Source organism: Yersinia sp. KBS0713 (assembly GCF_005937895.2).
Lineage (GTDB): Bacteria > Pseudomonadota > Gammaproteobacteria > Enterobacterales > Enterobacteriaceae > Yersinia > Yersinia bercovieri.
In genome coordinates, this window is the sequence record NZ_CP042173.1 from 183073 (window position 1) to 195401 (window position 12329).

Genomic DNA, 12329 nt, shown 5'->3' on the forward strand with positions numbered 1-12329 from the left:
AACCAATTAACCTATATATATCGTTATAATTACTTGGCTATTGATAACAATAAACAAATGTAATCTTGCTTATATAACTGCCAAGGAAATATAATGGAAAGTAATAATTATGATGTGAACGCTAATAACGATGAGATTTCAACCATTTCATTGTCTCGTAATGATAGAAATATTAAATATCAGGATTATAATAATCTTGGTGATACAGATATTCAACCACCCCCCCATACACTTGATACTTGGAGCAAGATAAATACAAGTGATATTACAAATGCGAATAATACTGACCTTGATGGTATGAATTACGATTATCAAATTATTATTGAATTATCAGGCGAATCAGAAATAGTTCGTGGTGATGAACGTCTGGCTAGTAAACATCCAGATAAAACAGTCATCATGCAATATGATATTAACAGTGGTGAGTTGAAAACGGTTTATGGTGATTTGGACAAAATGCAGGGTGATAATGTCCGTTGGATATTAAGTTCCCATGGAAGTAAAGAAGTTAATGGCAAAAATACACTTTTTGCTGGCTATACACCGGAACAGTTGGCGGCGGGTTTAGCAAAATTAAGAATAAAAAATACTCAATTAATTAATCCCAATAGAATTGTTCTGGCTGGCTGTAGTTTAGGTAGTGACGGGAGTGTCGATCATTACGGATTAAATGCCGCCAGGCTGTTATGGGATAATGGATTTACAGCTTCTGTTCGAGCCTATACAGAAATCATTGAAATTGATGAGACTGGAGAGCGGCATACTTTCGAAAGAGGAAATATACAAAGGAGAAAATATAAACGTCATCGTGTTGACTACAGCAAAAAAGACAACCAGCCCATAATGGTTAATGAGGTTGCAGCAGTACAACTATTAGTTAATGATATTAGTAATGAGAGAATAAGTATTGACCAAGCATTAACAACGTACGCAGATATTCTTGACCATTTTCTTCCTGGTAATAATAAAGAAACTTCATTATCATTATTAAATGAGGTTATTAATAGTGATGAGCACTATGTTGAATTTAATGATTATGTTGATAAAATGCTGGATGGTGAAGTAGAAAATACAGTTAAATTCTCTGACTATTTATTAAAAAGAGGATCTTCCGATAGAAATAGAGTAATCAATACGTGGAAAACACCTGACCCAGAAGCTATTTATGCAAATCCTTTAGCAAAACCAACCAACATGAGTTATGACTACCAAGTAATAATTGAGTTTGCTGATGATGATATCCTGATACAGGGTGATGAACAACTTGCCAGTAAACACCCAGATAGAACACTTATTATCCAGTACGACATTAAGAGTAAAGAGTCACGGATTGTTTTTGGGGACCCGAATAAATTGCAGGGCAGCCGTGTTAGGTGGATATTAAGTGGGCACGGTAATGGTGAACAGCACTTGTTGGAATATTACTCAGCTGAGGAGATATATGCGGGTGTTGATTTTCTGAAAAAGTCTAGAAATATGATAGAACCAGAAAGAGTCATATTGCTTTCTTGTGAATTGGGAGTAAATCCAGATGATGGAATAGAAAATCATTTTGCTTTAGAATATGCTGAATTAATGCAGAAAAATAAAGATAAAGCATCATTACGTGCTTACAGTCAAGAGATCGTTATTGATGATAATGGACAGCGTCTTACAACTGTACATAAATCTGAAGAATTTCACAGTAAAAATAGTGAACATCGGATTGATTACTATACTACATCTGATGGGCAGTTAACAATAAATGACATGCCAATTGTAACCTATATTCTTCTGGATATTGTTTCTGAGAGAATAAATGCAGTTGAGGCAGCTGAAAAATATAAAAAACATCTGGAATATTACTTTTCTGATAGTGACGGTGAAATAGATATTAAAATGTTGTCACAAACGGCTAATGATCCACTTAAATGGCAAAAGTTCAATGATCATATTATCAATAGCCAAGATAACATAGAACCACAGAAAGGCAATACGTGGTTCTATGATGGAGATCATCGCTCACGAAGTTTAAAGGAAAAGATAGACGTTCCAGTGACATTATTCGATTATATTTCTGAATATCCTGATAAATATAATAAACTCAGTGAAACGTCTCAACATGAATTATCTTCGTTAAAAGATACCATGGAAAATAGTGGGTTATCTCTGATGAGTAATAATAGACTGGTTAAAATAACAAATAAATTAGGACGAGCTAATCAGGCTATTGCTTTTACCCGATTATCTATATCGACCTCAGTGATGATGAATATATATAACTCACCAGAAACTACTGAACAAGAAAAAAAAGAAATTGATGAGCAATTGGCTTTAAATTGGAGTGAGTTTTCGGTTGATTTTGGCATAGATGTTATGCAGCCCTATTTTGAAAAAGGGGCTATGTTCTTTGCCAAAAAAGTACCCTTAACCAAGGGAATTAGCCAGATTGGTTCCCGTGTAGGAAGTCAAATTGCAAAATCTGCCGGGGCGATACTTAATATTGCTTCTGCCGGGTTCGATACTTATAACGTTGTTAAAATATATGGCCAGTTAGAAAAAGAAACTGATCCAGATAACGCAAGGGATCTTATTGTAAATGGGACATTCTCTGCGTTAGGTGCTGGTGTGGGTATTTTAACTGCTGCCGCCTTAGCCGTAGGCTTTGCTATAGCGGGGCCAATAGGCATTCTTGCTGGTATCGGTATCTCATTGGCCACAATGATTTATAATGCAGCCTCGACAATTGCAAAAATAAAAGAGCAAATTGATTTAACACCTTGGGAAGAAATTAATAATGGTACGCGGCTGGCTTTTGGCGCAGACCTGGAGAAGAGTGTTGCGGCTCGGTTAGATGAAAAGCAGAAGCGTCTCATGCGTGAAAGTATAGATCAATATGCACAAGAAATAGCGAATAAGAGATTAATTCCCTCAGGAGTGACAGAGTATTATTATGCTTATGATAAATATGGTGAAGTTAAAAAAATACAATATTATTATATAAGCAAAGAGAAGAACGATTATCTTCTTGATATTTTAAATTTTAAAGTTGATGGCTTTTTTATGCATAAAGGGGAATTGATAAATAAAGACACTGGTCAGATAGTATCTGAGAGCTATTATAAAAAAAGCTGGATAAAGTGTAGTTACAAAGAGTATGAAGAGTACGGAGAAAATAAAGAATATATTGTTGAAACAAGGCTGGAAGATGCCTTTGATGTCAGTGAAAATACCGATATTGCCATTATCCTTGATAAGGAGGTATTTGAAAGTAAATATTCAGATGATTATGTAGAATATAATAATATTCTAGCCTTGGATAAAGCAAGATCAGAACGTATGGGACATTTATTACTTAGCTCTTCTGCTAACAAAAAAGAGCATTTTAATACTGGTGTGGGAGATGCCTATATCTTTGCTGATCGTCATACACAAAACAGCTTTGATATTACTCAAGGTAGAAAAGTGTTTTATGGCGGTGATCTGGATGATGTATTCTATCTCCATGGTAATGAATTAATAGAAACCTCCCAGCCAAGTCAACTTGATGGTCGGAAAGGAGAGGATACTATTTCTGTTTTGGGTGTTAATCATCACAATGTTATTGGATATAAAATTGATTTAATGTCCGGAACAGTTCACTATAATTTTAAGCATCCATCGATAAACAAAACTAATGCAACACGATTGCTGGCAAATATTTCTAATATTGAGCATATACACAGTTCTGAAGATACCGATGATATATTGATTGGTAATGATCAGGTCAATGTCATCAATGGGATGGGGGGCTGGGATATCTTGAAAGGTTATGGTGGAAATGACCTGCTCTCATTACAATCTGGTGAAGCTTATGGTGGTGCAGGCTTCGATAACTATAAGATTTTACAAAATAAGCAGGCTAATTCGGTTTCAGTCACCCTATTCGAACAACCGAGAAATGAAACTAGCAATGTCATATTAGATTATTCTTTACAAAACATAGACGATATTTATTTGTCTGGGAATGATGTTTACATTGTATTAAATAATGAGAACAATACAGTTACCACTTTGATGCTTAAAGATGTTTACAGTGATATTGAGAGTGGTGATAAGATAAGAAACAATGACTTCATATTTTATACCAAAGATGGATTTATTTTACAGCCTCAGTGGCAGACGACGTTAGTCAATAAGAGTAGCTATAATGATGGGGACTTTAATTCAACTTTAACTACCTATCAATTTTCAAATAAGTCATCTACTCTATCGGACGCTAATAATCATGTTCAGAATACATTTATCTCTAAAAAAGGTGGCGTGAATACAGTTAAGATAGATAATGTTGATGTGGTATTAAAAAAATTCATTGATCCAATGTTGATCGGGCATAAATTTAGCTCAGATACATTGGAAGGGAATGTACAAGATAATATATTTCATCAGCTAGGTGCAGGTGACAATATATATGTGTCAAGTGGTGATGATGAATATATTATTGATACTATGGTGCTACCCGATAATGCTAAGCACGACACATTAACGTTATCGAATAATGGGCGGCATGATTGGACTATAGGGAATGAGCAGACCTTTTACCTTAATGATATCAGTGGGGATGATCTACAGATAACTTTAAATATATCTTATGGTGAGCAAGAAGCTATCATTAGCCACAAATACTTACCTGATGATTACTTGAAAATAAAATTACCTATGCCAGAAGATTGTAATATGGTCCTTAATGAATTTTTTGTGGTCGATAAGGATAAAAAATGCTTTATCGTTAAATATAATTTTCTTGAGGCTATTATTTCACACCAGCCTCCGTTTGAAATTCCTGGCCACAGAAATCTCACTAAAAATAATGACTATTTCACTATTCCGAAAGGTGATTATTTGACTGATTCGTTAGATGTATTTGTGGATAATGATATTGATCAGTTAATTATTGATATAGCTAACATGCAGAATCAAATAAAAAAAGATTCAGCCGTCTCTAATGATTATAGTTATCTTAGCTCATCAGGTATGCCTATGATTGTTGCTTCCCAGTAATAATTTTTGCATATCAGAGGGGCGCAATTTGCTCTTCAGGAGTAGTAAAAAACAATGGCGACTTTTGTAGGTCGCCATTGTTCGCATAAACGACTTAACTATTTTATTAATGCTAGATCTTCGGCCCTGCGCTCACCAACGCTGCCCCTGCTGGGGTATCGGTATACTTATCAAAGTTGGTGGTGAAACGTCTCGCTAAATCTTCCGCTTTCTCCTGCCATTGCGCGATATCCGCGTAAGTGTCACGTGGATCGAGAATAGCTGGGTCTACACCCGGTAATGCCATTGGCACCGCCAGATCGAAGATTGGCAGGGTGAAGGTTTCTGCCTTGTCAATTTCGCCGTTCAGGATGGCATCAATGATGGCGCGGGTATCCTTGATGGAGATACGTTTGCCGGTCCCATTCCAGCCGGTGTTGACCAGATAGGCCTGTGCGCCTACTGCCTGCATACGCTTAACCAGCACTTCAGCGTATTGCGTTGGATGCAGTGATAAGAAAGCTGCGCCAAAACAGGCGGAGAAGGTTGGGGTCGGCTCGGTGACACCGCGCTCAGTACCGGCCAGCTTAGCGGTAAAGCCAGAGAGGAAGTGATACTGGGTTTGATTTGCGGTCAGACGTGATACTGGCGGCAATACGCCAAAGGCATCGGCAGTCAGGAAAATGACCTTAGTGGCATGGCCCGCTTTGGAAACTGGCTTAACGATGTTTTCGATGTGGTAGATCGGGTAAGAAACACGAGTGTTTTCAGTTTTGGAGCTGTCATTGAAATCAACAGTGCCATCTGGCAGCACCACCACGTTTTCTAGCAGAGCATCGCGTCTAATGGCGTGGTAAATATCTGGCTCAGCTTCTTCGGATAACTTGATGGTTTTCGCATAGCAGCCACCTTCAAAGTTAAAGACGCCGTCATCATCCCAGCCGTGTTCGTCATCGCCGATCAACTTACGTTTCGGGTCGGTAGATAGCGTGGTTTTACCGGTGCCGGACAGGCCGAAGAAGATAGCGACATCGCCTTTTTCACCGACGTTGGCCGAGCAGTGCATGGAAGCAATGCCCTTCAGTGGCAGCAGGTAGTTCATCATCGAGAACATGCCTTTCTTCATTTCACCGCCGTACCATGTGCCGCCAATCAGCTGCATACGTTCCGTCAGGTTAAAGGCAACAAAGTTCTCGGAGTTCAGGCCCTGCTCTTTCCAGTTCGGGTTAGTGCATTTAGCGCCATTCATGACGATAAAATCAGGCTCGAAATCGGCCAGCTCTTCGTCTGTCGGGCGGATAAACATGTTTTTGACGAAATGCGCCTGCCAGGCCACTTCAGTGACAAAGCGAACTTGCAAGCGACTGTCGGCATTAGCCCCGCAGAAGGTATCAACAACAAACAGGCGCTTGCCAGAGAGTTGCTCGGTGACCAGCCCTTTCAGGTGGCTCCAAGTCTCTTGGCTCAGCGGCTTATTATCGTTTTTACCTTTGCCCTGATCGGCCCACCACACGGTGTCCTGTGTAATAGCATCGCGGACAATATATTTATCTTTTGGCGAGCGCCCGGTAAAGATGCCGGTATCGACCGCTATTGCTCCTGTGGTGGTGAGGGTTCCGCGCTCGTATCCTTCCAGCGTGGGTTTGGTCTCTTCCTGGAACAGTAAATCATAGCTTGGGTTGTAAACAATCTCGCTGACGTTATGGATGCCATAGGCGGCGAGCTCCTGCGGGGTAATTCCTTTAACACTCATGTCATAACTCCTGGATCGTCAATTTTCTACCAGCGATTGTAAATCCTCATCCCTGATTAACAGCGATAGCGTTCAAATATTTCAACATATGACCTATTTTTCGCTAGGTTATGAGAGATAGAACACGGATTGTCGCAAGTATGAAACGGCAGAAGCGCTGGGCACGAGTCAGCACCCAGCTAAATATTACAATAATTAATGAATTTGTTCAGAAGATGCACTATTGCCGCTCTTGATTGAGGCGATATCTACCGCATCAAAAAGGTAGTGATTGCCGCAATACTCGCAGTGCATATCAATATTGCCGTCCTGCTCCAGCATCTCTTTGATGTCATCTTCCGATAACGTGACTAATGCATCCGCACAACGTTCGCGCGAGCAGGTGCAGCGGAAACTCACGTTTTGTGGCTCATAAAGCGTCACTTCCTCCTGATGGTATAAACGATACAGCACCTCATTGGCCGGCAGAGTGAATAACTCCTCGGCTTTGATGGTGGTGGTCAGTTGTGCCAGATGATCAAACTCATCTTCATTGCGCTCTTGCGCAGGCATAACTTGCAGCAGCATACCGCCCGCCGCCGCTTTACCTTCCACTTCGCCGGTACGGATAAATAGGCGAGTCGGGAGCTGTTCAGATTGCATAAAGTAACTTTCGAGGCAAGCGCCGATGGTCTCGCCTTCCAGTGCCACCACGCCCTGATAGCGCTCACCTTTTGCTGGCGTAATGGTGATCACCAGATAGCCGTTGCCGACCATCTCTTTTAGTGTGCTTTCATCACTGATTTCGCCTTTGAAACGGGCGACACCGCGCATCTCTTGCTGGTTATTCCCGTTAATTACCGCCAGTGTCAGGGGGCCATCGGTACTCTGCAATTGCACGGTGATATCACCATCAAATTTCAGGGTGGCGGTCAGCAAGCTGGTCGCGACCAACATTTCACCCAGCAGTTTTTTTACCGCAGGAGGGTAATCGTGATTGGCTAATACCTGCTGGTAGGTTTCATTGACTGAAACCAGCTCACCGCGCACAGCATGGTTAGTAAACAGATAGCGGTGTAATTGGTCATGATTAGACATAGGGTTCTCTCATTTAGGCCGCCGTTTGGGTTTACTCAGGCTCGCCTTGTTTAAATTTGATTAGGTCGCGACGCTCTTTTTTATCCGGTCGCCTATCTGGGTGTGGCATGGTCAGGGCATTCAGTTTGCGCGCTTGCGCTACTTTCTCGCGGTTGACGATACTGGCCTCGGTCTCTTCATACATGGCCTGCGCTTCGCTAGCACCACGGCGCTGACCTTGTAACGCCAACACCCGTACCGTGCGCTCGTCATTGCCCTGACGCAGACGAATTTCAGCATTGAGTTCAACCAGCTTGCTGGGTTTCCCGCGCTGGCCGTTGTAATGGACTTTACCGCCATCCACCATGTCACGAGCGATGGCTCTGGTTTTATAAAACCGGGCCGCCCATAGCCACTTATCCAGTCGAATCGATTCGTCCGCGGCTCTCTTATCCTTCATGAATACTCCTGCCATTGGGCTGATTGACTCTTTGCGTCACTATTGCCCATCACGCCACACTATTCACATCGTAACTTTAATGCGGGCAATAGCTTACGGTAGTCATTGATTGCCGGGTGGCGGTGAAAAATTTTGTCAGCACAGCTGGAGTCTGGGTTCTCTATCCCCAAACAGTAGCGAATACCAAAAGTGTGCGCGGCATCCAAAATGGCTTCACTGTCATCGACAAAGAGGGTTCTGGCCGGAACCAACCCGGTATGCTGCGCGACAGCTTGCCACAGCCGTTGATCTTCTTTCGGATATCCAAATGTATGGGTGGAAAGTAATAAATCAAGGTGCTGATCCAGCGCGGTATGCTCAATTTTTACCGCGAGGCTGTGTGGATGGGCATTGGTGAGCAAAATTGTTTGCAAACCGCGCTCCCGCAAACTGGATAAAAACGGCTCGGTATCCTGACGCAGCCGGACGCGGCTACCCGCCTCAGTGGTCATGGCGTAAATATCTAAATCCAGCCGTTCACTCCAGTAATCGAAGCAATACCAATTTAAGGTGTGCTGCACCGCCAGATATTCATCGTGAATAATTTTGTGCGCTGACGCCAGCGGAATTCCTCGGTGTTGGCTGAGTCTCTCCGGCACCTGCTTTAGCCAGAAATGGCTATCGAACTCCAAATCCAGTAGGGTGCCATCCATGTCGAGCAGCACAGTATCAATTTCTTGCCAATTAAGTTCAGGGGGCATAAAGACTCCACGATCACCACAGTGGTGATAAATTATACGCGTAATAGACGAAAAAGGGCTAACGCAGGAGAGCGGTTGGAGTGAGGGTTTGGTTAAAGCAGTTATCATAATAGCGCTGAATATTATCCATGCGGCTGCGGTTTTGCAGTATTCGCTGAATGAGTAAAGTGGTATTCACCACTAAGCAGATAATCAGTGCCAGCAGCAGCAGACAGGTGCCCAGATAGCGGCTGAGTGTCATAATGTCCGGCTCGCTGTGCAGCGCAATATGGCGGGTGCCATTGGCGTCGACAGTGATATTGGTAATGATGCCTTCGGCCTTAAACGGGGTATTGAGCAGTAACCCAGAGAGCCGCTGCAACTCCCGCCACTGTTCCAGCGCGCTGTAATCAAATAGTGGCACGGCGGGTGCTGGGTGATTCACTAACTGCTTACCTTCATCGCTGGTGATCAGGAAGCCGCCCGGCGGTGGGCTGTTTAATGCTTCAGTCGCCAGATGTGTTTCACGGTAAACAAAGGATGAGGTGGCGGTTTTAACCAGATTTTCCAGAGTATCAGCACTGACGGGGCGTAACAGCACATTCATGCCTTTTAAGGTGCCAGATTGCGCACGTTTGACCAGCCCCGGCCAATTCTTGGCATTGCCTAAATTCACCAAAGCATTCTTTAGACGAATACAATCACTATCAGCACCACATAATGCCTGCGTTTTTAATACGATATCCGCAAAATCATTCAGCAAAATCATGCCAGATTTCTCAATTGCGGTTGCTAACTGCGGGTTGACGTTGGCATCACTGCCCTGTGGATGCAGCTGCTGATTGACTGTCGCCATCAGTGACGCGGCTTTTTCAATCGTGTCAGATTCAGGGAGCGGCAGGGGGGCGGCGCTATTCCAATAGATGCCGGAACAATCAAACGGCGTAAACACAAAACTGTGCGGATTTTGCGTATTCGGCGGGACATAACACATCCCTGTCCCCTGCGCTTTCAACATATCGCCGATGCGCAGTGGCATTTTTTCTAAGGCTTCGATACTGGTTACCTGCTGGCTTTGCGCACCTTGCAACCAGGCAACACTCAATTTCAGTGGCAAGCTGAGGGGGACGTAGATCAGTAACAGGGTCATCACCAGTAGGGAGCCGGCAATCAGCGTCAGGTTCTTCCCCCAGCGCTGCAATGGGAAGTGTTTCATCTCATCGTGCAGGGATAAAAAACGCCCCTGGCGGATAACCTGACGATTGAGGTAGATATCAATATTGGTTTTTTTACCCAGATCATGGGCAAAATATGGCCCCCAATGGGCCGGATAGATCAGATCGACAACCCCGAGGGAGATGTTACTCATCTGCCCCTGATTCGATTCACCAAACAGCCCCCAGCGCTTTGGCGTGCCACTCAAACAATGGACTTCACGTAAATCTTTTTCAGACAGCGGGCGGAACATATTCCAGCATGCCCAGCCAGTTAATGTCGCGGCGACAATGACTAGCCAAGGAAGAGTTACCGCGGGGCCTATCAGAGCGAAAAACAGCAGGAGCAGCGCCAGACAAATGGCCACGGCTTCTTTTAAATCATTCGCGCTATGTAGAGCATACTCTTCTGCTGTTTCCTTACGGATATTCAGCAGCTCAATGTGTTCACTGTCTGCTTTGCGAATCGAGGCATTTTGCGCGCTGGACGGCGATATAGGCTGATAGCTGATCTCCGGCTGATGATTTTTCAGCGTGTGACCATTGAGGGAGATCACCAAAGGAATGCTCTGGGTTTGGATAAGTTCTACGTCATTATCCTGAGTGATGTATTGCTCCCACGACGAGGGCAGATGGACTTCAATCGAATCAAGGTAATAGCGCCATTTATTGGGTTCGTCACTCGCCACGCCATAGCGGGTAATGGCGCGGGTAACCGAATAGACCTTTTCGCTTTGGGGCGTTAGAACGAGTTTTTCTGGCGACAGATCACGGTTGATTAGGGTGTTGGGATCAAAGGCTGACAGGTTTTTGAGACCAGAATTTTCGTGCTGGCCAAGCAGATAATTCTCAATGTTAACCCGCTCTTCCGGCGTCAGTAGGCGATGAGTGGGTTTCACGAATGGCAGTGTTGCAGCTATACGCGGGCTATGGCGGAATTTAAACCACCACAGCAAGCCTACTGCGATCAGACTGGTCAACAGTAAGGCCAATATTAAAACTATTGTGCTCATCCCATCCCCATCCGAGCGCCTCTGACTTACGTCAACTCTATGAAAGAATGCATATTATGCGTAAATACAGTGCAGAGGCGTATAGCAGAGTCATTCAGTGAATTAGCATGACATTCGCTATCATTCATCAAAATAACTAATACAGTGCTCTTAAACTGCTCGTAGACTGATAAGGATAGCAAGGTTAAAACATCGGTAATATCAGCATAATCCTATTTTCAAACACAATTTTTAACGTGCATTGAGTGGGGATTGGGTGAGATTCCACCGATTGAATCTTGACTAAACTCGCCTTCATGTTAAAAACAGATAAATTATATCTAACTGACATTGCGATAAAGGTTCTCACTAACGCACAATGTGATCAAGTTCTAATAAATTCCAGTACAAAGTATCAGGTTAATCGCGGTGGGCAGCAAATGGCTGATTAAATCACCATAATAAGACCCAGATTATCCCAGTGTGAGTCCGATCGGCAGTGAGTTTTAAATTTGGGGCTATCATGAAACACCTGCAAAAACCTAAAATTCTTAAAATAGAAACGGTTGCCCGCTCCCGCTTGTTTACTGTCGAAGCGGTGGATTTGGCATTCAGCAATGGCGTGCAACGTGTTTATGAACGTATGCGCCCATCCAATCGTGAAGCCGTGATGATTGTGCCGATTATCGGCGATGACTTGTTGCTGATTCGCGAGTATGCAGTCGGTATTGAAGAGTATGAGTTGGGCTTTCCTAAGGGGCTGATTGATCCTGGGGAGGGGGTGCTGGAGGCCGCGAATCGCGAGCTAATGGAGGAGGTGGGCTTTGGTGCTGAGCGTTTTGATTATCTCACTAAGCTGACGATGGCACCTTCCTATTTCTCTAGCAAAATGAATATTGTGGTCGCCCATAACCTCTACCCGCAAAGTTTGGAGGGTGATGAGCCGGAACCTTTGCCACAAGTACGTTGGCCGATTGCCAATATGATGGCGCTGCTCGACGAACCTGATTTCTGTGAGGCCCGTAATGTCAGCGCACTGTTTTTAGCGCAAGCATTCCTTAATCGCGCCGACACGGCTTAATCAGTGACACCCGAATAATTTGTTGCTGCATATAAAAAGCCGGGATTATCTTGCGA

General features: G+C 43.5%; 7 protein-coding genes. 2 read left to right on the forward strand and 5 right to left on the reverse strand.

Translation table 11 applies throughout. From position 1 onward, the window contains the following. Positions 1-93: 93 nt before the first annotated feature. Entirely contained in the window at positions 94-5019 is a 4926-nt protein-coding gene (locus FFE93_RS00750) for a C80 family cysteine peptidase (RefSeq protein WP_138774694.1), read from the forward strand. Positions 5020-5131: 112 nt separating this feature from the next. Here the strand turns inward: FFE93_RS00750 and pckA are convergent, their stop codons facing one another. The 5 genes from pckA to FFE93_RS00775 form a co-directional block, all read right to left on the reverse strand. Further along, complete coding sequence (gene pckA / locus FFE93_RS00755; RefSeq protein WP_049601230.1) at positions 5132-6751, reverse strand: phosphoenolpyruvate carboxykinase (ATP); 1620 nt, start codon at positions 6749-6751, stop codon at positions 5132-5134. 195 nt (positions 6752-6946) lie between these two features. Next, positions 6947-7828 (reverse strand): Hsp33 family molecular chaperone HslO, encoded by an 882-nt coding sequence (gene hslO / locus FFE93_RS00760; RefSeq protein WP_005271672.1) that lies wholly within the window; start codon positions 7826-7828, stop codon positions 6947-6949. Positions 7829-7859: 31 nt separating this feature from the next. Then, the gene (gene hslR / locus FFE93_RS00765) at positions 7860-8267 is read right to left on the reverse strand and encodes a ribosome-associated heat shock protein Hsp15 (protein WP_032896752.1); all 408 of its coding nucleotides are present in this window, start codon (positions 8265-8267) and stop codon (positions 7860-7862) included. Positions 8268-8326: 59 nt separating this feature from the next. Further along, positions 8327-9007, reverse strand: a complete 681-nt coding sequence (yrfG, locus tag FFE93_RS00770; RefSeq protein WP_005271677.1) for a GMP/IMP nucleotidase — start codon at positions 9005-9007, stop codon at positions 8327-8329. Between the two features lie 58 nt (positions 9008-9065). Continuing rightward, the gene (locus FFE93_RS00775; RefSeq protein WP_005271680.1) at positions 9066-11213 is read right to left on the reverse strand and encodes an intracellular growth attenuator family protein; all 2148 of its coding nucleotides are present in this window, start codon (positions 11211-11213) and stop codon (positions 9066-9068) included. A gap of 502 nt (positions 11214-11715) precedes the next feature. Between FFE93_RS00775 and nudE the strand changes: the two genes are divergently transcribed. Beyond that, positions 11716-12273 (forward strand): ADP compounds hydrolase NudE, encoded by a 558-nt coding sequence (gene nudE / locus FFE93_RS00780; RefSeq protein WP_005271683.1) that lies wholly within the window; start codon positions 11716-11718, stop codon positions 12271-12273. Positions 12274-12329: the final 56 nt, after the last annotated feature.

Excerpts from the sequence above, each read along its gene's own strand:
- FFE93_RS00750 (WP_138774694.1), top strand. The coding sequence starts at position 94 with ATGGAAAGTAATAATTATGATGTGAACGCTAATAACGATGAGATTTCA.
- pckA (WP_049601230.1), bottom strand. The coding sequence starts at position 6,751 with ATGAGTGTTAAAGGAATTACCCCGCAGGAGCTCGCCGCCTATGGCATC.
- hslO (WP_005271672.1), bottom strand. The coding sequence starts at position 7,828 with ATGTCTAATCATGACCAATTACACCGCTATCTGTTTACTAACCATGCT.
- hslR (WP_032896752.1), bottom strand. The coding sequence starts at position 8,267 with ATGAAGGATAAGAGAGCCGCGGACGAATCGATTCGACTGGATAAGTGG.
- yrfG (WP_005271677.1), bottom strand. The coding sequence starts at position 9,007 with ATGCCCCCTGAACTTAATTGGCAAGAAATTGATACTGTGCTGCTCGAC.
- FFE93_RS00775 (WP_005271680.1), bottom strand. The coding sequence starts at position 11,213 with ATGAGCACAATAGTTTTAATATTGGCCTTACTGTTGACCAGTCTGATC.
- nudE (WP_005271683.1), top strand. The coding sequence starts at position 11,716 with ATGAAACACCTGCAAAAACCTAAAATTCTTAAAATAGAAACGGTTGCC.